This is a genomic window from Citrobacter sp. A316 (assembly GCF_002042945.1).
GTDB classification, from domain to species: domain Bacteria; phylum Pseudomonadota; class Gammaproteobacteria; order Enterobacterales; family Enterobacteriaceae; genus Citrobacter; species Citrobacter portucalensis.
Genome location: NZ_MVFZ01000011.1, coordinates 38,538 through 61,984, shown reverse-complemented (window position 1 = coordinate 61,984; position 23,447 = coordinate 38,538). Strand labels below are relative to the sequence as shown.

22 protein-coding genes are annotated in these 23,447 nt (G+C 53.2%); 14 read left to right on the top strand and 8 right to left on the bottom strand.

Going from position 1 to position 23,447, the window contains the following annotated elements; translation table 11 throughout:
• Nucleotides 1-101 precede the first annotated feature (101 nt).
• Nucleotides 102-428 (bottom strand): cupin domain-containing protein, encoded by a 327-nt coding sequence (locus BZK41_RS14665; RefSeq protein ID WP_079938612.1) that lies wholly within the window; start codon nt 426-428, stop codon nt 102-104.
• Nucleotides 429-569: 141 nt separating this feature from the next.
• Here BZK41_RS14665 and BZK41_RS14660 point away from each other — a divergent pair, with 141 nt between their 5' ends.
• Nucleotides 570-1,277: an aspartate/glutamate racemase gene (locus tag BZK41_RS14660; RefSeq protein WP_079938611.1), complete on the top strand. Its 708-nt coding sequence runs from the start codon at nt 570-572 to the stop codon at nt 1,275-1,277.
• Here the strand turns inward: BZK41_RS14660 and BZK41_RS14655 are convergent.
• Complete coding sequence (locus BZK41_RS14655) at nt 1,249-2,184, bottom strand: LysR family transcriptional regulator (RefSeq protein WP_008785717.1); 936 nt, start codon at nt 2,182-2,184, stop codon at nt 1,249-1,251. The two genes, BZK41_RS14660 and BZK41_RS14655, sit on opposite strands and share 29 nt — an antisense overlap.
• A 118-nt stretch (nt 2,185-2,302) precedes the next feature.
• On the opposite strand from BZK41_RS14655, the gene lysA reads away from it, so the two are divergent.
• Complete coding sequence (lysA, locus tag BZK41_RS14650) at nt 2,303-3,559, top strand: diaminopimelate decarboxylase (RefSeq protein WP_079938610.1); 1,257 nt, start codon at nt 2,303-2,305, stop codon at nt 3,557-3,559.
• 80 nt (nt 3,560-3,639) lie between these two features.
• On the opposite strand, the gene BZK41_RS14645 is transcribed toward lysA, so the two are convergent.
• The gene (locus BZK41_RS14645) at nt 3,640-4,650 is read right to left on the bottom strand and encodes a LacI family DNA-binding transcriptional regulator (protein ID WP_079938609.1); all 1,011 of its coding nucleotides are present in this window, start codon (nt 4,648-4,650) and stop codon (nt 3,640-3,642) included.
• A gap of 13 nt (nt 4,651-4,663) precedes the next feature.
• Entirely contained in the window at nt 4,664-5,692 is a 1,029-nt protein-coding gene (galR, locus tag BZK41_RS14640; protein ID WP_003033945.1) for an HTH-type transcriptional regulator GalR, read from the bottom strand.
• A gap of 597 nt (nt 5,693-6,289) precedes the next feature.
• On the opposite strand from galR, the gene aas reads away from it, so the two are divergent.
• Together aas and lplT are read left to right on the top strand one after the other, a co-directional pair.
• Nucleotides 6,290-8,449 (top strand): bifunctional acyl-ACP--phospholipid O-acyltransferase/long-chain-fatty-acid--ACP ligase, encoded by a 2,160-nt coding sequence (aas, locus tag BZK41_RS14630; RefSeq protein ID WP_079938607.1) that lies wholly within the window; start codon nt 6,290-6,292, stop codon nt 8,447-8,449.
• On the top strand, nt 8,442-9,635 hold the full coding sequence (lplT, locus tag BZK41_RS14625; protein WP_079938606.1) for a lysophospholipid transporter LplT: 1,194 nt from the start codon (nt 8,442-8,444) through the stop codon (nt 9,633-9,635). Before aas ends, lplT begins: the two co-directional genes overlap by 8 nt.
• Nucleotides 9,636-9,719: 84 nt before the next feature.
• On the opposite strand, the gene BZK41_RS14620 is transcribed toward lplT, so the two are convergent.
• From BZK41_RS14620 to mutH, 4 genes are all read right to left on the bottom strand, one after another.
• Nucleotides 9,720-10,760: an NADP(H)-dependent aldo-keto reductase gene (locus BZK41_RS14620; protein WP_003033954.1), complete on the bottom strand. Its 1,041-nt coding sequence runs from the start codon at nt 10,758-10,760 to the stop codon at nt 9,720-9,722.
• A gap of 106 nt (nt 10,761-10,866) precedes the next feature.
• The gene (ygdR, locus tag BZK41_RS14615; protein WP_000758660.1) at nt 10,867-11,085 is read right to left on the bottom strand and encodes a lipoprotein YgdR; all 219 of its coding nucleotides are present in this window, start codon (nt 11,083-11,085) and stop codon (nt 10,867-10,869) included.
• A gap of 144 nt (nt 11,086-11,229) precedes the next feature.
• Nucleotides 11,230-11,943 carry a TerC family protein gene (locus BZK41_RS14610; RefSeq protein ID WP_003033961.1) on the bottom strand — a complete coding sequence of 238 codons (714 nt, stop codon included), beginning with the start codon at nt 11,941-11,943 and terminating at the stop codon, nt 11,230-11,232.
• 75 nt (nt 11,944-12,018) lie between these two features.
• A complete protein-coding gene (gene mutH, locus BZK41_RS14605) occupies nt 12,019-12,714 on the bottom strand; it encodes a DNA mismatch repair endonuclease MutH (RefSeq protein ID WP_079938605.1) in 696 nt (231 codons plus the stop codon).
• Between the two features lie 186 nt (nt 12,715-12,900).
• Here mutH and BZK41_RS27700 point away from each other — a divergent pair, with 186 nt between their 5' ends.
• From BZK41_RS27700 to recC, 10 genes are all read left to right on the top strand, one after another.
• The gene (locus tag BZK41_RS27700) at nt 12,901-13,020 is read left to right on the top strand and encodes a hypothetical protein (protein ID WP_275051712.1); all 120 of its coding nucleotides are present in this window, start codon (nt 12,901-12,903) and stop codon (nt 13,018-13,020) included.
• 378 nt (nt 13,021-13,398) lie between these two features.
• Nucleotides 13,399-13,929, top strand: a complete 531-nt coding sequence (gene rppH / locus BZK41_RS14595; protein WP_003825602.1) for an RNA pyrophosphohydrolase — start codon at nt 13,399-13,401, stop codon at nt 13,927-13,929.
• Nucleotides 13,930-13,941: 12 nt separating this feature from the next.
• The gene (gene ptsP / locus BZK41_RS14590; RefSeq protein ID WP_079938604.1) at nt 13,942-16,188 is read left to right on the top strand and encodes a phosphoenolpyruvate--protein phosphotransferase; all 2,247 of its coding nucleotides are present in this window, start codon (nt 13,942-13,944) and stop codon (nt 16,186-16,188) included.
• A gap of 190 nt (nt 16,189-16,378) precedes the next feature.
• Nucleotides 16,379-17,254 carry a prolipoprotein diacylglyceryl transferase gene (gene lgt, locus BZK41_RS14585; protein ID WP_003825606.1) on the top strand — a complete coding sequence of 292 codons (876 nt, stop codon included), beginning with the start codon at nt 16,379-16,381 and terminating at the stop codon, nt 17,252-17,254.
• Nucleotides 17,255-17,260: 6 nt separating this feature from the next.
• Nucleotides 17,261-18,055 carry a thymidylate synthase gene (thyA, locus tag BZK41_RS14580; RefSeq protein ID WP_003033990.1) on the top strand — a complete coding sequence of 265 codons (795 nt, stop codon included), beginning with the start codon at nt 17,261-17,263 and terminating at the stop codon, nt 18,053-18,055.
• Nucleotides 18,056-18,238: 183 nt separating this feature from the next.
• Nucleotides 18,239-18,709, top strand: coding sequence for a prepilin peptidase-dependent protein (locus BZK41_RS14575; RefSeq protein WP_079938603.1), 471 nt, complete (start codon nt 18,239-18,241; stop codon nt 18,707-18,709).
• The gene (locus BZK41_RS14570) at nt 18,700-19,263 is read left to right on the top strand and encodes a prepilin peptidase-dependent protein (RefSeq protein ID WP_079938602.1); all 564 of its coding nucleotides are present in this window, start codon (nt 18,700-18,702) and stop codon (nt 19,261-19,263) included. Before BZK41_RS14575 ends, BZK41_RS14570 begins: the two co-directional genes overlap by 10 nt.
• On the top strand, nt 19,260-19,667 hold the full coding sequence (locus tag BZK41_RS14565; protein WP_079938601.1) for a DUF2509 family protein: 408 nt from the start codon (nt 19,260-19,262) through the stop codon (nt 19,665-19,667). The genes BZK41_RS14570 and BZK41_RS14565 overlap by 4 nt, the downstream gene beginning before the upstream one ends.
• Nucleotides 19,652-19,975 (top strand): prepilin-type N-terminal cleavage/methylation domain-containing protein, encoded by a 324-nt coding sequence (locus BZK41_RS14560; RefSeq protein ID WP_079938600.1) that lies wholly within the window; start codon nt 19,652-19,654, stop codon nt 19,973-19,975. Before BZK41_RS14565 ends, BZK41_RS14560 begins: the two co-directional genes overlap by 16 nt.
• Before the next feature lie 12 nt (nt 19,976-19,987).
• Complete coding sequence (recC, locus tag BZK41_RS14555; protein WP_079938599.1) at nt 19,988-23,356, top strand: exodeoxyribonuclease V subunit gamma; 3,369 nt, start codon at nt 19,988-19,990, stop codon at nt 23,354-23,356.
• The last annotated feature ends 91 nt before the right edge of the window (nt 23,357-23,447 follow it).

The window sequence follows — 23,447 nt, the reverse complement described above, 5'->3', positions numbered from 1 at the left end:
GGAAAATACCCCAGCTTGTAACTTATTCATTTTTAGGGAACTGAGTACGCATTTTAGCGTATTCTCAACCCATTGAATTGCAAGGTTTGAGAACAGATACCTTACCCGTGCAGAAAATCTTCGCGAATTGGGGTAAAGGTATCCAGCAGCGTTCCCTGTTTTAAGCAGACGCAGCCATGCATAATGTTGGGCTGTTTATACAGGGTATCGCCCGCCCTAACGATATGTTTCTCTTCGCCGATGGTAAATTCAAACTCACCGGACAACACGTAAGTCAGCTGTTCGTGCGGATGATTGTGCATCGGGCCGATTGCGCCTTGCTCGAAGTTCACCTCAACCGCCATCATGTTACCGTCGTGAGCAAAAATGCGCCGGGTAACGCCATTGCCCAGATCGTCAAGCGTGGTCTCTTTATGAAAAATAAACATCCGGCCTTCCTGTAATTAATTAAAACAATGTTTCATTAAACCTATATCAGAAAATTAAAAAAAGAAATGCACGCCAACAGATGTGGAAAGTTGATCACATCTTTGGTTCACTGGATAGACAACAACGAGTCAGGGGAAATGATGAAAACGATCGGTCTGTTAGGCGGTATGAGCTGGGAATCTACCATTCCTTATTATCGACTCATTAATGAAGGCGTAAAACAGCGTCTGGGCGGTCTGCATTCTGCGCAGATTCTGTTGCACAGCGTGGATTTTCACGAGATTGAAGCCTGTCAGTCAAGCGGTGACTGGCAGCGAGCCGGTGAGATCCTCGCACAGGCCGCCGCAGGGCTACAGCGAGCCGGAGCGCAAGGGATTGTACTGTGTACCAACACCATGCACAAAGTTGCTGAGGCGATTGAAAGCGCCTGTGATGTGCCGTTTCTGCATATTGCCGACGCGACGGGGCGGGCGATACAAAAGCAGCAGATGAACAACGTGGCGCTTCTGGGTACGCGCTACACCATGGAGCAGGATTTTTACCGTGGGCGTTTACAGACTGAATTCGGCATTAGCACGCTTATTCCTGAAGCTGATGATCGGCAGAAAATAAACCAGATTATTTTCGACGAGCTGTGCCTCGGTGAGTTCAGCGAGGCTTCCCGCGATTATTACCTGGGCGTTATCGATCAGTTGGCGAAACAGGGCGCGCAAGGGGTGATCTTTGGCTGTACCGAGATTGGTTTGCTGGTTCCCACTGAACTAAGCCCACTACCGGTTTTCGACACCGCGGCAATCCATGCGCAAGATGCGGTGGCGTTTATGCTTTCGGCTGAGGGTGTAAAATAGCCTCCAGCGGGTCAATAAGCCTCGGTAGATGGGCCTGCAGATGCGCCGTAAAAGCATCCACAAGCGCTGAAGCGGGGCGATGAAGTGGGTGAATCAGGCTGACCGTAAACGGTACTGAAATACTGAAGCGGCGGATAACGACTCCGCTGCTGGCGTAATCCAGCGCGGTCAGTGGGTTCACCACCGAGATCCCAACGCCCGCCCGCACCATTGCACAAATTGAAGCGGCGCTATGGGTTTCAATCACCATGCGACGCTTCACCTGGTGCTCATTAAACAGGGTATCCAGTAGCTGACGGTAACTGTCGGTCCGTGACAGGCTGATGTAGTTTTCTCCCTGAAAATCCTGCGGCGTTAACACCGCTTTCTTAGTCAGCGGATGCCCCTGCGGCAGCACGCACACTTCATCCAGCGCCAGCAATTCGGTGCGTTTCGTTCCGGCAGGCGTATGCAGCGTTTCCGTTAACCCCAGATCGTGGCGCTGCGCCGATAGCCACTCTTCCAGCAGCGGTGACTCCTGCGGCACTATCTGAATATTGACCTGTGGATAGCGTGCGAGGAATGGCTGCAGCAGCGGCGGTAAAAAGGACTGTGAGAATACCGGCAGGCAAACAATCGACAATTCGCCCTGGCGAAACTCGCGCAGGCTTTCGGCGGCGCTCACAATTCTGTCCAGGCCGTACCACGAACGTTGCACCTCTTCAAACAGACGTAACCCTTGCACGGTGGGGTGCAGTCGGCCACGTGTGCGTTCAAACAGCGTTAATCCCAGTACTTTCTCGAATCGGGCCAGTTCCCGACTGACGGTGGGCTGCGAGGTATGTAGCATGCGCGCGGCTTCCGTCAGATTACCTGCCGTCATGATGGCGTGAAAAATTTCGATGTGTCGCAGGTTAACGGCGGGCATGGGCAATCCTCGAATGAATTAATCCATATCATTTTTGCATAGACTCACGATAAAACGATATTTTTTATTCTTTTCGGGCTGTGGCGTAATCATAAAAAAGCCAATACCGGAGCACACCATGCCACGCCCACTCAATAGCACAGATACTGACCTGACCGCCGACAACCTGCTGCGCCTGCCTGCCGAATTCGGCTGCCCGGTGTGGGTTTATGATGCGCAGATTATCCGCGCGCAGATTGCCAAACTGAGTCAGTTTGACGTGGTGCGTTTCGCCCAGAAGGCGTGTTCGAATATTCATATTTTGCGCCTGATGCGCGAGCAGGGTGTGAAGGTAGATTCCGTCTCGCTTGGCGAAATTGAACGTGCGCTGGCGGCAGGTTTTGTGCCGGGTAAAGATGAAATCGTCTTTACCGCCGATATGATTGATGAAGCAACGCTCGCGCGGGTGCATGAATTGCGCATTCCGGTAAATGCCGGGTCGGTGGATATGCTGGAGCAACTGGGCCAGGTCTCGCCGGGCCATCGTGTGTGGCTACGCGTAAACCCTGGTTTTGGGCATGGGCACAGTCAGAAAACCAATACCGGCGGCGAAAACAGCAAGCACGGGATCTGGTATAGCGATCTTCCCGCGGCGTTGGAGGTGATTCAGCGCTATAAGCTGAAGCTGGTGGGGATTCATATGCATATCGGTTCCGGTGTGGACTACGCGCATCTGGAGCAGGTGTGCGGTGCGATGGTGCGCCAGGTGGTTGAATTTGGACAGGATCTGGAGGCGATCTCCGCGGGTGGTGGTTTATCAATCCCATATCGCGAAGGCGAAGAGGCGATCGATACCGATCACTACTTTGGATTGTGGAACGCTGCGCGTGAGCAGATTGCTAAACACCTGGGTCACCCGGTCGCACTTGAAATAGAGCCTGGTCGTTTTCTGGTCGCGGAAGCTGGCGTGTTAGTGGCGCAGGTGCGTAGCGTAAAAGAGATGGGCAGCCGTCACTTTGTGCTGATCGATGCGGGCTTCAACGATCTGATGCGCCCGGCGATGTACGGCAGCTATCACCATATCTCCGCGCTGGCGGGGGATGGTCGCTCTCTGGAACAAACCCCGCAACGGGAAACCGTAGTGGCCGGGCCGCTGTGCGAATCTGGTGACGTGTTTACCCAGCAGGAAGGCGGAAATGTGGAAACCCGTCTGTTGCCTGCGGTGGTGCCGGGCGATTATCTGGTGCTGCATGATACCGGGGCGTACGGCGCGTCAATGTCGTCAAACTACAATAGCCGCCCGCTGCTGCCGGAGGTTTTGTTTGATAACGGGGTGGCACGACTGATTCGCCGTCGCCAGACCATTGATGAGCTGCTGGCGCTGGAACTTATCTGAGGGAATGCCCGATAGTGCTGCGCTTATCGGGCCTATGGGGATGTAGGCCGGATAAGGCGCTTGCGCCGCCATCCGGCACGTTATTTGTAATACGGCCCCGTCGTCACCGAGTCACGTAATACCAGTTTGCCGGTAAACGGTGGGATTGGCTCGACGCTTTCGCCGTTGGCCAGCCGGATAGCCTGGTCGATTGCCGTGGTTATCATGGTATCAATCGGTAGATAAACGGTAGACAGCCCCGGCTCCAGCCATTTGGCGCTGGGCGCATCATCAAAACCAAACAGTGAGACGTCCGTTGGGATCCTCAGCCCGGCCTGATGTAACGCTTTTGATGCGCCTAATGCCATGTCATCGTTACAGGCGAACAGGGCGCTAAATTTCACCCCTTCTTCCAGCAGTTCACGGCAGGCTTCATAGCCTCGCGTCATCGTGGAGTCGCCGTATTTGACCTTGTTGGAATCCCAGGGAATACCGTTTTTTTCCAGCGCCTTACGATACCCCATCAGGCGAGATTTACCGGTAGGCGTATGGCCTGGCACAGTGATACAAGCAATATCGCTATGGCCCTGGGAGATCAGATAATTGACCGCCTGATAGGCTGCGTCTTCCTGTTCAAAGAAAATTGCGCGATCGCGGGCCTGGCTGACATCACGGTTGATGACCAGCAAGGGCATAGCAATGCTGGTCATCAACGACATAATCGCCTTTTCACTCATATAGCGGGTATAGAGAATAATGGCGTCGCACTGTCTGTCCGCCAGCATTTGCACGGCTTCCTGCTCACGCTCTGGTGTGTCGTGTCCGTCAGTGACGATCAACTGCTTGCCGTGAGATTCCGTCTGGCGTGAAGCCTGTTGCAGCAGGCGGCCAAAGTAAAAACCATCAAATGTGGAAACCACCAGACCAATGCTGTTGCTGGTGCGGTTTGCCAAAGAACGCGCTAAAAAATTAGGCCGATAATCAAGTGCCTGCATGGCCTTAAACACTTTCTGGCGCGTGCTCTCTTTTACCTGACCCGTGCCATTCAGTACGCGCGAAACGGTCGCTTTTGAGACGCCTGCGTGTCGTGAAACGTCCAACATCGTAGTCATAACGCTATCCTGGTTAATCGTTTGACGATGAATTCCCCGGCTCTGTCAGCGTCGAAACGGAATGGCGACGCACCAGAGTTGGGTTAAAAACGTGGGTAATTTCAGGCACGGGGCGCTTCTCCGCCAGCGCGAGCGCCAGTTCGGCAGCCTGGGTTGCCATCGTCACGATCGGGTAGCGCACCGTGGTCAGACGCGGGCGCACGTAGCGGGAAACCAGCACATCATCAAAACCAATCAGCGAGATTTCACCCGGTACATCAATGCCGTTATCATTTAATACGCCCATGGCACCAGCCGCCATTGAGTCGTTGTAACAGGCTACCGCAGTGAAGTTTTTGCCACGGCCAAGTAACTCGGTCATGGCCTGTTCACCGCCGCTTTCATCCGGTTCACCAAACGTTACCAGGCGATCGCTGACCGGTATATTGCTCTCTGCCAGCGCGTCGTAATAGCCTTGCAGACGATCTTCCGCATCTGAAATCGTGTGATTGGAGCACAGATAGCCAATGCGTGTATGGCCCTGCTGAATGAGGTGTCGGGTCGCGAGCCATGCGCCGAAACGGTCATCAAGGGCAACGCAGCGTTGTTCGAATCCTGGCAAAATTCGGTTAATTAATACCATGCCGGGGATTTGCTTCATTAGTGATGCCAGCTCAGCATCCGGGATAATTTTTGCGTGGACAACAAGGGCTGCGCAGCGGTGGCGAATGAGCTGTTCAATCGCCTGTCGTTCCTTCTGTTCGTTATGGTAGCCGTTACCAATCAGTAAAAAATTACCGGTGTTATAGGCCACCTGCTCGACAGCTTTAACCATTGCCCCAAAAAATGGATCGGACACATCACCTACCACCAGACCGATGGTTTCAGTGGATTGTTGTGCCAGCGCACGCGCATTGGCGTTGGGGTGGTAGCTGAGTGATTCCATTGCACTTGTTACGGCCAGGCGCGATGCTTCGCTGGCTTTAGGGGAATCATTAATCACTCGAGAAACGGTGGCGACTGATACACCAGCTAGTCGGGCTACATCCTTTATGGTCGCCATGATAGTACCTGTTGTGGGTAAACGCTTACATTCCGTCAGTGTTACGGAAAATGGCTGGCTGTTCAAGCAGATTGCCCGTCATAACGTCGCAAATGTGAGCGCACACGAGCGAAGTAAGACAGAAAATAGAAAATGCTAATTTTTGCTTACACTTTGCGATGTGCTGTTGCGATTGTTCGCTGGTGAGGGAACTGAGCAGATTGCTAGAGTTGAGATCCCAGAGGTATTGATAGGTGAAATCAACTTTCGGGTTGATCACTAGAATTACACCAGCCTGCGCAGATGCGCAGGTTTTTTTTTACCTTCAGCCTATCTGTAACAGTAACCGATAATTTACACAACTCGTTGCATTTGGGTTCATTCCTTTGCGTTTTCGCACTGGCGTATCTGGCTGCTGACGACCACAATCAAGATCCCAGAGGTATTGATTGGTGAGATTATTCGGTACGCACTTCGTACCTGTCTCTTGCACCAACCTGCGCGGATGCGCAGGTTTTTTTTCGGATTGTATTTACCAGTTACCTGTCGCGCCCATTCCCCAACTCGTATACTCTCCCACCATTGATGTTTATATAATTAATGGCACAGGGAGTTGAGATGCTATTTGGCTTTTTTCGTAATCTGTTTCGCGTGCTTTTCCGCATTCGCGTCACGGGCGATGTCAGCGCGCTACAGGGAGAACGCGTTCTAATCACTCCCAACCATGTCTCATTTATAGACGGCATTTTGTTGGCGCTATTTTTACCGATTCGTCCCGTCTTCGCTGTTTACACCTCGATCAGCCAGCAATGGTATATGCGCTGGCTAACTCCGCTGATTGATTTCGTACCGTTAGATCCAACCAAACCGATGTCGATTAAACATCTGGTTCGTCTGGTCGAACAGGGCCGTCCGGTGGTTATTTTCCCGGAAGGACGTATTTCGACCACTGGTTCGTTGATGAAAATTTATGACGGCGCGGGGTTTGTTGCCGCTAAGTCGGGGGCGACGGTCGTTCCTGTCCGCATTGAGGGCGCAGAGCTTTCCCATTTTAGCCGCCTGAAAGGTTTGGTTAAACAGCGATTCTTCCCGCGCATCCGCTTACACATCCTACCGCCGACTCAACTGCCGATGCCGGAAGCACCGCGTGCTCGCGATCGCCGCAAAATTGCCGGAGAGATGCTGCATCAAATTATGATGGAAGCACGCATGGCGGTTCGTCCGCGTGAAACGCTATACGAGTCGCTGCTGGCGGCGAAATACCGTTTTGGCGCGGGCAAAAACTGCATTGAAGATGTCAACTTTACCCCTGACAGCTACCGCAAACTGCTGACAAAGACGCTCTTTGTGGCCCGTATTCTGGAAAAATACAGCGTCGAAGGTGAAAAAATCGGCCTGATGCTGCCAAACGCGGGGATCAGCGCAGCGGTCATTTTTGGCGCCATTGCGCGTCGACGCATTCCGGCCATGATGAACTACACCGCGGGCGTGAAAGGATTAACCAGCGCCATTACTGCGTCTGAAATTAAAACGATCTTCACTTCCCGACAGTTTCTCGATAAAGGCAAACTTTGGCATTTACCGGAACAGCTCACCCAGGTGCGCTGGGTTTATCTGGAAGACTTAAAAGCTGATGTGACCTTTAGCGATAAGCTGTGGATTTTCTCACATCTGCTGGCACCGCATCTGGCGCAGGTGAAGCAGCAGCCGGAAGACGCTGCGGTGATCCTCTTTACTTCCGGTTCAGAAGGCCATCCGAAAGGTGTGGTTCACAGCCATAAAAGCATTCTGGCGAACGTTGAGCAGATCAAAACGATTGCCGATTTCACCGCCGATGACCGTTTTATGTCGGCGCTGCCGCTGTTCCACTCCTTTGGCCTGACGGTGGGATTATTCACGCCGCTACTGACTGGCGCAGAAGTGTTTCTTTATCCCAGCCCGCTGCATTACCGCATTGTTCCAGAGCTGGTATACGACCGGAACTGCACCGTGTTGTTTGGTACCTCAACGTTCCTCGGCAACTACGCGCGTTTCGCGCATCCGTACGATTTCCACCGCCTGCGCTATGTGGTGGCGGGAGCGGAAAAACTACAGGACACCACAAAACAGCTGTGGCAGGAGAAATTTGGCCTGCGCGTTCTTGAAGGCTATGGGGTGACGGAATGTGCGCCGGTTGTGTCGATTAACGTACCAATGGCGGCAAAATCGGGAACAGTAGGGCGCATCTTGCCTGGTATGGATGCCCGACTGTTGGCCGTTCCGGGAATTGAGGACGGTGGGCGTTTACAGCTGAAAGGCCCTAATATTATGAGCGGCTATTTGCGCGTTGAAAAACCTGGCGTGCTGGAAGTGCCGACGGCAGAGAATGCGCAAGGTGAGATTGAGCGCGGCTGGTATGACACCGGAGACATCGTGCGCTTTGATGAAAACGGCTTCGTACAGATTCAGGGGCGCGCCAAGCGTTTTGCTAAAATTGCCGGAGAGATGGTGTCGCTGGAAATGGTTGAGCAACTGGCGCTGGCGGTATCAGCAGACAAAATGCACGCTACGGCGATTAAGAGTGACGCCAGCAAAGGTGAGGCGCTGGTGCTGTTCACCACCGATAGCGAACTCACGCGTGAAAAACTACAGCAGTATGCGCGGGCGCACGGCGTACCTGAACTCGCCGTACCGCGTGATATTCGCCACCTGAAGCAACTCCCCTTACTCGGCAGCGGTAAGCCGGATTTTGTTACGCTGAAAAGCTGGGTCGATGAGCCGGAAAAACATCATGAGTGAGTCAGTGCACACTAACACTTCAATCTGGTCCAAAGGGATGATGTCCGTTATCGCCGCGCAGTTTTTGTCAGCGTTTGGCGATAACGCGTTGCTGTTTGCTACGCTGGCGTTGCTGAAGGAGCAATTTTATCCGGACTGGAGCCAGCCAATCCTGCAAATGGTGTTTGTGGGCGCTTACATTCTGTTTGCACCCTTTGTTGGACAGGTGGCGGATAGCTTTGCCAAAGGCCGAGTGATGATGTTCGCGAACGCTCTGAAACTGCTGGGTGCGGCGAGTATTTGCTTCGGCATTAATCCGTTTCTCGGGTATACGCTGGTGGGGATCGGCGCGGCGGCGTATTCGCCGGCCAAGTATGGCATTCTCGGTGAACTGACTACCGGCGACAAACTGGTGAAGGCCAACGGCCTGATGGAAGCTTCCACCATTGCCGCGATTTTGCTCGGATCTGTCGCCGGCGGCGTTCTGGCCGACTGGCACGTGATTGCCGCGCTTTCTGCCTGTGCACTGGCCTATGCTGGCGCGGTGGTGGCTAACCTGTATATCCCGAAACTGGCCGCGGCTCGCCCAGGCCAGTCCTGGCATCTGGGAAAAATGACTCGCAGTTTCTTCTGTGCCGCCTCCTCGCTGTGGCGCAACGGTGAAACACGCTTCTCGTTGGTGGGAACCAGCCTTTTTTGGGGCGCGGGCGTCACGCTGCGTTTTCTGCTGGTGCTGTGGGTTCCGGTGGCGCTCGGCATCACCGATAACGCCACGCCGACCTACCTCAATGCCATGGTAGCAATCGGGATTGTGGTCGGTGCGGGTGCGGCCGCGAAGCTGGTAACGCTGGAAACCGTGTCGCGCTGTATGCCTGCGGGGATCCTGATTGGTGTTGTGGTGCTGATTTTCTCTCTTCAACATTCGCTGCTTCCGGCCTATGCGTTGCTGATGCTTATCGGCGTGTCGGGTGGCTTCTTTGTGGTGCCGCTGAATGCGTTGCTGCAGGAACGGGGTAAGAAAAGTGTCGGCGCAGGTAATGCGATAGCGGTACAAAACCTGGGTGAAAACAGCGCGATGCTGTTGATGCTGGGGATTTACTCACTGGCGGTGCTGGTGGGGATCTCGGCGGTAGCGATTGGTATTGGATTTGGTGCACTGTTTGCGCTGGCGATTGCGGCGCTGTGGATTTGGCAGCGCCGCCATTAGTCTGTTAAATGCTGTTGTCGTATCAGGCCTACAGGGAACGCTGTCTGTAGGCCTGATAATCGCAGCGCCATCAGGCGCTAACTGTTACGGTGCAGGATAGGTATACACCTGATGCACCGCTTCAATCTCTGCCAGTACTTCTTCGCTCAACTCCAGATGCAGACTTTCAACGTTGGTTTTTAGCTGCTCCATCGTCGTGGCGCCCAGCAAAGTGCTGGCGACAAACGGCTGACGACGCACGAATGCCAGCGCCATTTGCGCGGGATCCAGATTATGGCGTTTCGCGATATCCACATAGGCCGCAACGGCTTTCTGCGTCTGCTCGCCGCTGTAGCGCGTGAAACGGCTAAACAACGTATTGCGTGCACCGGCAGGTTTCGCGCCGTTCAGGTATTTACCGGTTAACGTACCGAAGCCCAGGCAAGAGTAGGCCAGCAGCTCAACGCCTTCATACTGGCTCACTTCAGCCAGTCCAACCTCAAAGCTGCGGTTCAGCAGGCTATAGGGGTTCTGGATGGTGGCGATGCGCGGCAGATCGTGTTTGTCTGCCAGGTGCAGATAGCGCATCACGCCAAACGCAGTTTCATTGGATACGCCGATATAGCGAATTTTCCCGGCGCGCTGAAACTCTGCCAGCGCGTCCAGCGTATCGAGAAGGGAAACGACCGGCGCGGAGTCTGTCCAGCTGTAGCCTAACTTACCAAAACAGTTGGTCGGGCGCTGCGGCCAGTGAACCTGATACAGATCCAGATAATCAGTTTGCAGTCTTTTCAGGCTGTCGTGCAGCGCTTCACGGATATTTTTACGATCCAGCGCCTGATTCGGGCGGATACCGCTGTCATTGTTGCGTGATGGACCGCTGACCTTAGAAGCAACGATCAGCTTTTCGCGGCTGCCGTGTTTGGCGAGCCAGTTACCTACGTAGGTTTCGGTGAGCCCCTGGGTTTCAGGACGCGGCGGTACCGGATACATCTCGGCAACGTCGATCAAATTAATGCCCTGTGCTACGGCATAATCGAGCTGTGCATGTGCGTCGGCTTCGCTGTTTTGTTCACCAAACGTCATTGTGCCCAGCCCCAGTGTACTGACTTCCAGCGAGCTGTGGGGTATACGGTGATATTGCATAGCCGTTTCCTTTTTATAATCACGACATAAGGATTATAAAAATGGCTGAGGGAAGCGAAAAAGGGAAGTAAAATTGTTAAGGCCAGCGCGCTGCTGACCTCAACCATCAGCGTTCAATGATTTGAGACACATCATCGCGGTTAATCTGCATCGCATTGCCTTGCTGGTCGTGATAGCTCACCAGACCGGTATCATCGTCAATTTCTGGTTTTCCATCGGTCAGGATCATTCGACCATCTTTTGTCGCCATTACATAATCGCTGCTGCATCCGGAAACGGCAAAAGCCAGTCCTACGGCGGAAATCAAAACTGCCCATTTTTTCATCTGCTTATCCTCACATGGCCTGCATCTGACAATAGTTTAGTAATAACGCGAAGTTGTGCAGGGTAAAAGCAGTAAAATCTTAAACTGTGAGAAGGGGGAGGTGTGGCTGGCATTCGCTCCCCTTGCGGGGAGCGATGGATTTCATCAGAGCGGATTTTTTTTATTACGCCACAGGTTCAGGGTCTCTACCGCGATAGAGAAGAACATAGCGAAATAGATATATCCTTTCGGAACGTGGACGTCGAAACTTTCCAGAATCAGCGTAAAACCGACCAGAATCAGAAACGAGAGCGCCAGCATTTTTACCGAAGGGTGGCGATCGACAAACTCACCAATCGGGCGAGCAGCGAACATCATCACGCCTACGGCAATCACTACTGCCGCCATCATGATAAACAGATGATCGGACAAACCAACCGCAGTAATCACGGAATCCAGGCTGAAGATAATGTCTAACAACATGATCTGCACAATCGCGCCCAGGAAAGAAGAAACACGGGTTTTTAACCCCTCTTCCTCACCTTCAATGGATTCGTGGATCTCTTTACTGGCTTTCCAGATCAGGAACAATCCCCCCAGCAGAAGGATCAGGTCGCGTGCTGATATCGCCTCGCCAAACAACTCGAATAGCGGGTTTGTCAGCCGCGTTACCCAGGCGATAGAAGCCAGCAGTGCCAGACGCATGATCATCGCCGCCGCCAGCCCAATACGTCGGGCATGATTGCGTTGCGCTGTCGGGAGTTTGGCTACAACCAGAGAAAGGAAAATAATATTGTCGATCCCAAGAACGATCTCCAGCAGCGTCAGCGTACCGAGCGCAAGCCAGGCGTTAGGATCGGTTATCCATGCAAATAACATCGAACAAAGTCCTGCCAAAAAAAAGAAGCGGTAATTATAGGCCCGTAACGCGGCGGGTGAAAGGCCGGACGGTGCCTATTGCGCCAGGAACAAGAAATGTCGCTCAAGCAATGCGCGGGTGAAGTTCTTTTTCAGGTAAAAGCCACGTGGCAGGGTCAGGATGGGCTCGCCGTTGGCGCCAATGGCCTCGGTAAGCGCGCGGGCGTTGGCGGCTTTAGGACGCAGTTGCAGTACTTCCCCATGGCGAGCGGTGATCCGTTCGACGTGGCCTAACACAATCATGTCCATTAACTCTTCCCAGTCCAGACGCAATTGCCGGTCTTCTTCTTCATTCGGGCTCCACAGCAGGGGAGAGCCGACGCGGCGCTCAGCCAGCGGGATGCTGCGTTCACCTTCTACCGGGATCCACAGAACACGTTTGAGTTTGTGCCGTACATGGCTGGTTTCCCAGGTGACGCCAGTATTACCGGTTAACGGTGCCACGCACACAAAGGTGGTTTCCAGCGGTCTGCCAAGACTGTCCACAGGGATCGTTTTCAGCTCCACGCCCAGCGCCGCAAAATCCTGCTCTGGTTTACTGCCCGCGCTGGCACCGAGCCAGATTTCCAGTAGTACGCCAATCCAGCCTTTATCGCGCTTAAGATCCTTCGGCGTAACGATTCCTGCCATTGCCGCTAATTCTCCTAACGCGTAGCCCGAAAGCTGCCGTGCCTGGCTCAGCAACTGGGCTTCAGATTCAGGGGGAGAAAGCAACGGACGGAGTTCTGGCATCGGGTTAACCCTTAGGTGAAAAAATGAGCAATGATTTTATACCGTGTGGACAGAGTTTATCTTTTTCCACATGCTTTATTCAATTATATGATTTATATTGGTTTTTAGATTCACGTTCGCAGAGTTGCGCAACAGCGAAGCGGGTTTTCCAATTCTGGTCACTGACAATGAACAGGATCTTACACCATGTTATCCACAGAAAGATGGGATAACTGTGAAAAACCCCCACTACTGTTTCAATTTACAGCCTTGACGTGCGACGAAAATCGAGTTTTCACACAAATTGTGCCTAACTTATTGGCATAATCTGTGGATAAAACCAACGCTGGTCGATCTTTCATCAGCGTGAAGATCGTATGCGTGATGTACATCACGTTTCAGTGTGTTTATCTGCGTGGAACGGTTTTAACTTTATGAATGTATAAGACTATTTTTGATATGTGACGAATGTCTTATTCGGACTGTTCTGGGTTTTCCCATAGTAATTCCGTACTTCTTCACAACTATATCCACAGAAAAGGTGAATAAAATCGCCTTGCTTGCCCTTCTTCTGTTTATAACTCGGCCTTTAACTGTGAGTTATTCAATTGTTATTAGAATATCGCACCCTTAACAGAGTGGTTTACCGCCCCTCAGGAGTGTGAAACAATCGTTTGTATATAAGGTTTATGTTGAGGTAGTCCGGTGATTGATGACGATGGCTACCGCCCGAATGTAGGGATAGTAATTTGTAACCGCCAGGGGCAGGTCATGTGGGCCCGGCGATTTGGTCAGCACTCCTGGCAATTCCCACAAGGTGGGATCAACGCAGGAGAGACAGCAGAGCAGGCGATGTACCGGGAACTCTTTGAAGAAGTGGGTCTCAGTCGTAAAGATGTGCGGATCCTTGCTTCTACTCGTAACTGGTTGCGTTACAAGTTACCGAAACGTTTGGTGCGTTGGGACACGAAGCCGGTTTGTATCGGCCAGAAACAAAAATGGTTTCTTCTGCAATTGGTCAGCAGCGATGCTGAAATCAATATGCAAACCAGCAGTACACCTGAGTTCGACGGCTGGCGCTGGGTGAGTTACTGGTATCCGGTTCGACAGGTGGTGTCATTTAAACGCGATGTCTATCGCAGGGTGATGAAAGAATTCGCAAGTGTTGTCATGGCGCTTCAGGAGAGCACTCCTAAGCCGCAAAGCGCACCTGCGTACAGACGTAAAAGAGGTTAAGCTACGCAAATTATGCTCACCCGCCTGCGCGAAATAGTCGAAAAGGTGGCCAGTGCTCCGCGTCTGAATGAAGCGCTGAATATACTGGTTACCGACATCTGTCTTGCGATGGATACTGAGGTCTGTTCGGTTTATCTGGCCGATCACGATCGACGTTGTTATTACCTCATGGCGACCCGGGGACTGAAAAAACCGCGTGGTCGCACTGTCGCACTCGCGTTTGATGAAGGTATCGTTGGCCTGGTTGGCAGGCTGGCGGAACCTATCAACCTTGCCGATGCGCAAAAACATCCCAGCTTTAAATACATTCCTTCGGTAAAAGAAGAGCGTTTTCGTGCATTCTTAGGCGTACCGATCATTCAGCGTCGCCAGCTTTTAGGCGTGCTGGTGGTGCAGCAACGTGAATTGCGTCAGTACGATGAAAGTGAAGAGTCTTTTCTTGTCACGCTCGCCACGCAAATGGCGGCCATACTTTCGCAGTCGCAGCTAAACGCGCTGTTCGGTCAATACCGTCAAACGCGCATCCGTGCGCTGCCTGCCGCGCCCGGTGTGGCAATAGCCGAAGGCTGGCAGGATGCGACGCTGCCGCTGATGGAGCAGGTCTACCAGGCTTCAACGCTGGATCCTGTGCTTGAACGCGAGCGATTGACCGGAGCGCTGGAAGAGGCGGCGAACGAATTCCGCCGCTACAGCAAGCGTTTTACCGCTGGGGCGCAGAAAGAAACGGCGGCGATCTTTGATCTTTACTCGCACTTGCTTTCCGATACCCGTCTGCGCCGCGAACTGTTTGCGGAAGTGGATAACGGTTCGGTGGCCGAGTGGGCGGTTAAAACGATCATCGAAAAGTTTGCCGAACAGTTCGCCGCGCTGAGCGATAACTACCTCAAAGAGCGGGCCGGAGATTTACGCGCGCTCGGCCAGCGTCTGCTGTTCCACCTTGACGACTCTATCCAGGGGCCGAATGCCTGGCCGGAACGTTTCGTGCTGGTGGCGGATGAACTTTCGGCGACCACGCTAGCGGAGCTTCCTCAGGACCGGTTAGTCGGCGTAGTTGTCCGGGACGGCGCAGCCAACTCTCATGCGGCAATTATGGTTCGTGCGCTGGGTATCCCTACCGTTATGGGGGCCGATATCCAGCCGTCGGTGCTGCATCGCCGTACGCTGGTGGTGGACGGTTATCGTGGTGAACTGCTGGTCGATCCGGAACCGGTATTGATCCAGGAATACCAGCGTCTTATCAGTGAAGAAATTGAGCTGAGCCGCCTGGCGGAAGACGACGTCAACCAACCAGCACAGTTGAAAAGCGGCGAGCGCGTGAAGGTGATGCTCAATGCGGGTCTCAGCCCGGAACATGAAGAAAAACTGGGTAGCAGGATCGACGGTATTGGCCTGTATCGCACTGAAATTCCGTTTATGCTGCAAAGCGGTTTTCCTTCGGAAGAAGAACAGGTTGCGCAGTATCAGGGTATGCTGCAAATGTTTAACGACAAGCCGGTGACTCTGCGTACGCTGGATGTCGGTGCCGACAAACAACTGCCCTACATGCCGATCAGTGAAGAGAACCCATGCCTTGGCTGGCGAGGGATCCGCATAACGCTCGATCAGCCGGAGATCTTTTTGATCCAGGTCCGCGCTATGCTGCGTGCGAATGCGGCAACTGGCAACCTCAGCATTTTGCTGCCGATGGTAACCAGCATCGATGAAGTGGACGAAGCGCGACGTTTGATTGAACGCGCCGGACGCGAAGTGGAAGAGATGATCGGTTACGCGATCCCGAAACCGCGCATAGGCATCATGCTGGAAGTTCCGTCGATGGTGTTCATGCTGCCGCATCTGACAAACCGGATAGACTTTATCTCGGTCGGAACCAACGACCTTACCCAGTACATACTGGCCGTCGATCGTAACAACACACGGGTAGCCAGCATTTATGACAGTCTGCATCCGGGGATGTTACGTGCGCTGGCGATGATTGCGCAGGAAGCCGAAAGAAGCGGTATCGATTTGCGCTTATGCGGTGAAATGGCGGGCGACCCGATGTGCGTAGCCATTCTGATCGGTCTCGGCTTCCGCCATTTGTCTATGAACGGTCGTTCCGTGGCACGCGTTAAATATCTGCTGCGCCATATCGATTTTGATGAGGCGCAAACGCTGGCGCAGCGCAGCCTGGAAGCGCAGATGGCGGCAGAAGTACGCCATCAGGTAGCGGCCTTTATGGAGCGCCGCGGCATGGGTGGTTTGATTCGCGGGGGATTGTAGGGCTGATAAGCGTAGCGCCATCAGGCATTACGGGGGATAGAGATTACCTATACAGATCTTTTACATCTTCCCGGCATCCGCTTCTAACCCCTTGTGCTATCATTCGCACCTTTGGAGCGCCTGCATTATGCAGGCGCGCTTATCAATTGCTGTCTGACTTCAGCGAAATAACAAGAACTTGTGGTGACAGATGACCAGTAGCTATCTGCATTTTCCGGATTTCGATCCGGTCATTTTCTCAATCGGACCCGTCGCGCTTCACTGGTACGGCTTGATGTATTTGGTGGGGTTTATTTTCGCGATGTGGCTGGCGACGCGCCGCGCGAATCGTCCGGGTAGTGGCTGGACCAAAAATGAAGTAGAAAACTTACTGTATGCGGGCTTCCTCGGGGTTTTCCTCGGAGGGCGTATTGGTTACGTACTGTTCTATAACTTCCCGTTATTCCTCGATAATCCCTTGTATCTGTTCCGCGTCTGGGACGGCGGGATGTCGTTCCACGGTGGACTTATCGGTGTGATCCTGGTGATGATTATCTTCGCCAAACGCACCAAGCGTTCGTTCTTCCAGGTTTCTGATTTCATTGCCCCGCTGATTCCGTTTGGCCTGGGTGCAGGACGTCTGGGCAACTTTATCAATGGTGAGCTGTGGGGACGCGTTGACCCGAACTTCAAGTACGCCATGCTGTTCCCGGGCTCCCGTACCGAAGATATTTTACTGCTGCAAACTAACCCGCAATGGCAGTCTATTTTTGATACCTACGGCTCGCTGCCACGCCACGCTTCACAGCTTTATGAGATGGCGCTGGAAGGCGTTGTGCTGTTTATCATTCTGAACCTGTACATTCGCAAACCGCGCCCGATGGGTTCGGTATCCGGTCTGTTCCTGATTGGCTATGGTGCGTTTCGTATTATCGTTGAATTCTTCCGCCAGCCGGATGCGCAGTTTACCGGCACCTGGGTACAGTACATCAGCATGGGGCAGATCCTCTCTATCCCGATGATTGTCGCAGGCATTATTATGATGGTTTGGGCGTACCGCCGCAGCCCACAGCAACACGTTTCCTGAGGAACCATGAAACAGTATTTAGAACTGATGCAAAAAGTGCTGGATGAAGGCACACAGAAAAACGACCGTACCGGAACCGGAACGCTTTCCATTTTTGGTCATCAGATGCGTTTTAATCTGCAGGAAGGGTTCCCGCTGGTTACGACTAAACGCTGCCATTTACGCTCGATCATTCATGAGCTGCTGTGGTTCTTGCAGGGCGATACTAACGTTGCCTACCTGCATGAAAACAACGTCTCAATCTGGGACGAATGGGCGGATGAAAACGGTAATTTAGGCCCGGTTTATGGCAAACAATGGCGCGCGTGGCCTACGCCAGACGGTCGCCATATTGACCAGATCACCACCGTGCTAAACCAGCTGAAAAATGACCCTGACTCTCGCCGCATCATCGTTTCTGCATGGAACGTCGGTGAGCTGGATAAAATGGCGCTGGCACCTTGCCATGCGTTCTTCCAGTTCTACGTGGCGGATGGCAAGCTCTCCTGCCAGCTGTATCAACGTTCGTGCGATGTGTTCCTCGGCCTGCCGTTTAATATTGCCAGCTACGCTTTGCTGGTACACATGATGGCGCAGCAGTGCGATCTGGAAGTGGGTGATTTTGTCTGGACCGGCGGTGACACGCACCTGTACAGCAATCATATGGATCAAACGCATCTGCAGCTTAGCCGTGAACCTCGCGCGTTGCCGAAACTGGTTATCAAACGTAAGCCTGAATCAATCTTTGACTATCGCTTCGAAGACTTCGAAATTGAAGGCTACGATCCGCACCCGGGTATTAAAGCGCCGGTCGCTATCTAACCTGTTTCATGCTGTCACAACCGACGCCCATGTGCGTCGGTTTTTTTTGTCTCAAATCGCGTTCTTCGGCGTGGATTCCTGAATTATTGCAACAGCCTGTAACGCACTAAATATTCCCCGTAGCTCGCCGTAGAAACCGAATTTCCCGCTCGTTATTCATTTTCCTCACGCCATACTGGCGACATGAAAAAACAACAAGGTTACACGCTTCTCGAAACCCTGATTGCGATGCTGATCGTCGCGGCGCTTGGCGCATTGGGGTTGTACGGTTGGCAGCGCTGGCAGCAACAACAGCGGCTGTGGCAGACCGCCTGCCAGGTGCGGGACTACCTGCTGCAACTGCGTGAAGATGCTAACTGGCGTAACCGCGATCACGTGATAAGCGTGATTCGGGATGGCGCATCATGGTGCTTTGTCAGCTCTGCAGCTTCGCAAACCTCGTGTCGACCCGTTTCGTCTTTGGTTTTTACACCGCCCTGGGACGGCGTTGAAATGGCTGAGATAACACCTTCACTGGCTTTTTTTGGACTGCGCAATACGGCATGGGCCGGACATATACGCCTGAAAAATACGGCAGGGGAATGGCGTGTGGTGGTGTCTGGCTGGGGGCGAATCAGGCTTTGCGAGCGCGACGAGGCCAGATTATGTCAGTAAACGAACGGGGATTTTCACTGCTGGAGGTGCTCATTGCTATGGCGATTAGCAGTATTTTACTGCTTAGCTCAGCACGATTTTTACCGGCGCTACAGCGAGAGATTCTGCATAACACGCGCCAGCTAGTACTGGAAGATGAGCTCTGGCAGCGGGTCTACACCGTGGCGAAGCATCTTCAGCGGGCAGGGTATTGCCGGGGAAACTGTGTCGGAGAGGGACTGGTGATATCGGCGAAGGGCGACTGTGTCATTGCACGCTGGGATGCCAACAGCAACGGCGTTTGGGAGGGGAACCCCGCGAAAGAGGCTGATGCTATCGGGTTTCGTTTACAGGACAAGGTGCTGGAGACTCTGCGGGGAGCAACAGGCTGCGATGGAAAAGGGTGGGAGAAAATGACCGATCCGGCCACGATGCAGATTGAGGCATTCCAGGTTGAACGGCTGAATTTCAGCGGATATTCCCCGCTTCTTACGCTGCGTTTGCGTGGAGTGAGCAATGACGAACCACAAAAAGTTGTTGAAGCGGTCTACAGCGTTACGGGATTCAACCTGTGAACCGTGAGCGAGGCGTATCTTCTCTGGCAATGGTCCTGTTGCTGCTGGTGCTCGGAAGTCTGCTGCTGCAAGGCGTTAGCAGACAGGAGGCTAGTTTTGCTGCGCGAGTGGTCACACAAAGTCAGGCGCTGCAGCGTCAGGCGGTAGTGCAATCCGCGATGGAATGGGGGCGTATGCAGCCCTGGCGTTTACAACCTACCGTACAGTGTCGGCGTGATCCCACGCAGGATGCCGCGGTTTGCCTGCGCCTGCTTACCAATAATGTCGTGCTGCTTATTGCCCACTATGAAGGGGTATCGTTATGGCGCCAGGGGACGGTTAGTGATGGCAACATAGAATTCTCGGCGCATGGCTGGAGCGATTTTTGTCCGCTAAAGGAGCAGACGTTATGCCAGATCCCCTGAACAGACAACGTGGCTTTAGTCTGCCGGAAGTGATGCTGGCAATGGTACTGATGGTAATGATTGTGACCGCGTTGTCGGGATACCAGCGGGCGTTGATGAACAGCTTTATCATCAGAAACCAGTATCAGCAACTCTGGCGCTATGCCTGGCAGCAAACCCAGCTGTACCCGTTTTCATCACCTGTGAACTGGCAGGTTAACCGAATGCAGACAACGAGAGCGGGATGTGTCAGCATCAACGTTATAATTTCTTCACCCCTCGGCAGGCAGGGTCAGATGACGCGTCTGCATTGCCCGAATCGTCAGTAGTCAGGAGTCGCTATGTTAAGGGTCTACCACTCCAACCGTCTGGATGTGCTGGAAGCGTTAATGGAATTTATCGTTGAGCGCGAGCGGCTGGACGACCCCTTTGAGCCTGAGATGATCCTGGTTCAAAGTACCGGTATGGCGCAGTGGCTACAAATGACTCTTGCACAGAAGTTTAGTATTGCCGCCAATATCGATTTTCCGCTGCCAGCGAGTTTTATCTGGGATATGTTTGTGCGCGTGCTGCCGGATATCCCGAAAGAGAGTGCGTTCAGCAAACAGAGCATGAGCTGGAAGTTGATGACGCTGTTGCCGCAATTGCTGGATGGTGATGACTTCACATTGCTGCGCCACTATCTGACGGACGACACCGATAAACGTAAGCTTTTTCAGCTTTCCTCGCGCGCGGCTGACCTTTTCGACCAGTATTTAGTCTACCGCCCTGACTGGTTGACCCAGTGGGAAGCGGGGCGGCTGGTTGAGGGACTCGGCGAGTCTCAGGCCTGGCAGGCACCGTTGTGGAAAGCTCTGGTGGAATACACCGCGGAATTGGGCCAGCCGCGCTGGCATCGTGCCAATTTATATCAACGATTTATTCAGACGTTGGAAAACGCGTCCGAGTGTCCGCAGGGACTGCCTTCTCGCGTCTTTATTTGTGGGATTTCTGCGCTGCCGCCGGTTTATTTGCAGGCATTGCAGGCGCTGGGTAAGCACATTGATATTCATCTGCTGTTTACCAACCCTTGTCGCTACTACTGGGGGGATATTAAAGATCCTGCCTGGCTGGCGAAGCTGATGGCGCGTCAGCGTCGGCACAGCTTTGAAGAACGCCACCTGCCGCTGTTTCGTGATAACCAGAAAGCCGAAGGATTATTTAACAGCGATGGCGAACAGGATGTGGGCAACCCGATGCTGGCCTCGTGGGGCAAGCTGGGGCGTGATTACATTTATCTGCTTTCGGAGCTGGAAAATAGTCAGGAACTGGATGCGTTTGTCGATATTACGCCTGACAACCTTTTGCATAATATTCAATCAGATATTCTGGAGCTTGAAAGTCATGCTGTGGCGGGCGTTACGCTGGAAGAATATTCCCGTAGTGACAATAAACGCCGGCTTGAGCTGAACGACACCAGCGTGACTTTCCATGTCTGCCATAGCCCGCAGCGCGAGGTGGAAATTCTTCATGACCGCCTGTTGGCCATGCTGGAAGCGGACCCAACGCTGACGCCGCGCGATATTATCGTGATGGTGGCGGACATCGACAGCTACAGCCCATTCATTCAGTCGGTCTTTGGCAGTGCGCCAGCCGAGCGTTACTTACCTTATGCGATTTCCGACCGTCGTGCGCGCCAGTCTCATCCCGTCTTACAGGCTTTTATTAGTCTGCTGTCTCTACCGGATAGCCGTTTTGTCTCCGAGGATGTCCTGGCGTTACTGGATGTCCCCGTGCTGGCGGCGCGTTTCAACATTGATGAAGAAGGGCTGCGCTATCTTCGCTTATGGGTCAATGAATCCGGGATTCGTTGGGGAATTGACGACGATAATGTGCGTGAACTGGAACTTCCGCCAACAGGTCAGCATACCTGGCAATTTGGTTTAACGCGTATGCTGCTCGGCTACGCGATGGAAAGCGCGCAGGGCGAGTGGCAATCGGTGTTGCCTTACGATGAGTCCAGCGGTTTGATTGCCGAACTGGTAGGGCATCTGGCTTCGTTGCTGATGCAGCTTAATCTCTGGCGTAGAGGGTTAGCGCAGGAACGTCCGTTGGAAGAGTGGCTACCCGTTTGTCGGGAAATGCTTAATGATTTTTTCCTGCCGGACGCGGACACCGAAGCGGCGATGACGCTGATCGAACAGCAGTGGCAGGCTATTATCACTGAAGGTTTAGGGGCCGAGTACGGCGATGCTATACCGCTCTCTCTGTTACGTGATGAGCTGGCCCAGCGCCTTGACCAGGAACGCATCAGCCAGCGCTTCCTGGCGGGTCCCGTTAACATTTGTACGCTGATGCCGATGCGCTCCATTCCGTTCAAAGTGGTGTGCCTGCTGGGTATGAACGATGGGGTTTATCCACGACAGCTTGCGCCGCTAGGCTTTGATTTAATGAGCCAAAAACCGATGCGGGGCGATCGCAGTCGTCGCGATGATGACCGCTATCTGTTCCTCGAAGCATTAATTTCGGCACAGCAGACGCTCTACATCAGCTACATTGGCCGATCTATTCAGGATAACAGCGAGCGCTTCCCGTCGGTGCTGGTCCAGGAACTGATGGACTACATTGGGCAAAGCCACTACCTGCCGGGCGATGAATCGTTGACCTGCGATCAAAGCGAGGCAAGGGTAAAAGCGCACATAACCCGTTTGCATACCCGTATGCCCTTTGATGCACAAAACTATTTGCCGGGTGAACAGCAAAGCTATGCCCGGGAATGGCTGCCTGCGGCGAGTCTGTCAGGAAAAGCGCACACGGATTTTGTGCAGCCTCTTCCTTTTGAAATGCCAGAAACGCTAACGCTGGAAACGCTGCAGCGATTTTGGGCACATCCGGTACGCGCCTTTTTCCAGATGCGTTTGAGGGTCAACTTCCGCTCTGAAGAGAGCGAGATCCCGGATACGGAACCTTTCACTCTTGAAGGGTTAACCCGCTACCAGCTTAATCAGCAATTGCTTAATACGCTGGTTGAAGAGAACGATGCTGAACGACTGTTCCGCCGTTTTCGTGCGGCGGGCGCGCTACCCTATGGGCCGTTTGGCGAAATTCTGTGGGATACGCAGCGTCAGGAGATGCAGTCGCTGGCTGAACGCATTATCGCCTGTCGTCAGCCCTGTCAGAGCATGGAAATCGATCTTAACTGTAACGGCGTGCAAATCACCGGTTGGCTGCCGCAGGTGCAAGAGGACGGTTTGTTGCGCTGGCGCCCATCTTTGATAAGCATTGCGCAGGGTGTGCAACTTTGGCTGGAACATCTTGTCTATTGTGCCAGCGGCGGTATGGGAGAGAGCAGGTTGTTCCTGCGTAAAGACGGGGAATGGCGTTTTCCGCCGCTGGATGCAGAACAGGCGTTGCTGTACCTGTCGCAACTCATTGAGGGGTATCGGGAAGGCATGTCGTCACCGTTGCTGGTATTGCCCGAAAGCGGCGGTGCATGGATAAAAACCTGTTATGACGCCGCAAATGATGCCATGTTAGATGACGATGCAACGTTGCAAAAAGCGCGCAGTAAGTTTCTGCAAGCCTATGAAGGCAACATGATGGTACGTGGCGAAGGTGATGATATCTGGTATCAGCGTCTTTGGCGTCAACTGGATACTGATACGCTTGAGGCTATTGTTTTACAGTCTCAGCGCTACCTGTTACCGATTTTTCGCTTTAATCAGTCATGATGATTGTATAAAAATTGCGCAATTCGATGGCTTCCACTATGATGCGCATTCTGTCACGGACTGATTCTTACAAAGAGAAGATGCTGGCTCG

Excerpts from the sequence above, each read along its gene's own strand:
- BZK41_RS14665 (WP_079938612.1), bottom strand. The coding sequence starts at position 428 with ATGTTTATTTTTCATAAAGAGACCACGCTTGACGATCTGGGCAATGGC.
- BZK41_RS14660 (WP_079938611.1), top strand. The coding sequence starts at position 570 with ATGAAAACGATCGGTCTGTTAGGCGGTATGAGCTGGGAATCTACCATT.
- BZK41_RS14655 (WP_008785717.1), bottom strand. The coding sequence starts at position 2,184 with ATGCCCGCCGTTAACCTGCGACACATCGAAATTTTTCACGCCATCATG.
- lysA (WP_079938610.1), top strand. The coding sequence starts at position 2,303 with ATGCCACGCCCACTCAATAGCACAGATACTGACCTGACCGCCGACAAC.
- BZK41_RS14645 (WP_079938609.1), bottom strand. The coding sequence starts at position 4,650 with ATGACTACGATGTTGGACGTTTCACGACACGCAGGCGTCTCAAAAGCG.
- galR (WP_003033945.1), bottom strand. The coding sequence starts at position 5,692 with ATGGCGACCATAAAGGATGTAGCCCGACTAGCTGGTGTATCAGTCGCC.
- aas (WP_079938607.1), top strand. The coding sequence starts at position 6,290 with ATGCTATTTGGCTTTTTTCGTAATCTGTTTCGCGTGCTTTTCCGCATT.
- lplT (WP_079938606.1), top strand. The coding sequence starts at position 8,442 with ATGAGTGAGTCAGTGCACACTAACACTTCAATCTGGTCCAAAGGGATG.
- BZK41_RS14620 (WP_003033954.1), bottom strand. The coding sequence starts at position 10,760 with ATGCAATATCACCGTATACCCCACAGCTCGCTGGAAGTCAGTACACTG.
- ygdR (WP_000758660.1), bottom strand. The coding sequence starts at position 11,085 with ATGAAAAAATGGGCAGTTTTGATTTCCGCCGTAGGACTGGCTTTTGCC.
- BZK41_RS14610 (WP_003033961.1), bottom strand. The coding sequence starts at position 11,943 with ATGTTATTTGCATGGATAACCGATCCTAACGCCTGGCTTGCGCTCGGT.
- mutH (WP_079938605.1), bottom strand. The coding sequence starts at position 12,714 with ATGCCAGAACTCCGTCCGTTGCTTTCTCCCCCTGAATCTGAAGCCCAG.
- BZK41_RS27700 (WP_275051712.1), top strand. The coding sequence starts at position 12,901 with ATGTTATCCACAGAAAGATGGGATAACTGTGAAAAACCCCCACTACTG.
- ptsP (WP_079938604.1), top strand. The coding sequence starts at position 13,942 with ATGCTCACCCGCCTGCGCGAAATAGTCGAAAAGGTGGCCAGTGCTCCG.
- lgt (WP_003825606.1), top strand. The coding sequence starts at position 16,379 with ATGACCAGTAGCTATCTGCATTTTCCGGATTTCGATCCGGTCATTTTC.
- thyA (WP_003033990.1), top strand. The coding sequence starts at position 17,261 with ATGAAACAGTATTTAGAACTGATGCAAAAAGTGCTGGATGAAGGCACA.
- BZK41_RS14575 (WP_079938603.1), top strand. The coding sequence starts at position 18,239 with ATGAAAAAACAACAAGGTTACACGCTTCTCGAAACCCTGATTGCGATG.
- BZK41_RS14570 (WP_079938602.1), top strand. The coding sequence starts at position 18,700 with ATGTCAGTAAACGAACGGGGATTTTCACTGCTGGAGGTGCTCATTGCT.
- BZK41_RS14560 (WP_079938600.1), top strand. The coding sequence starts at position 19,652 with ATGCCAGATCCCCTGAACAGACAACGTGGCTTTAGTCTGCCGGAAGTG.
- recC (WP_079938599.1), top strand. The coding sequence starts at position 19,988 with ATGTTAAGGGTCTACCACTCCAACCGTCTGGATGTGCTGGAAGCGTTA.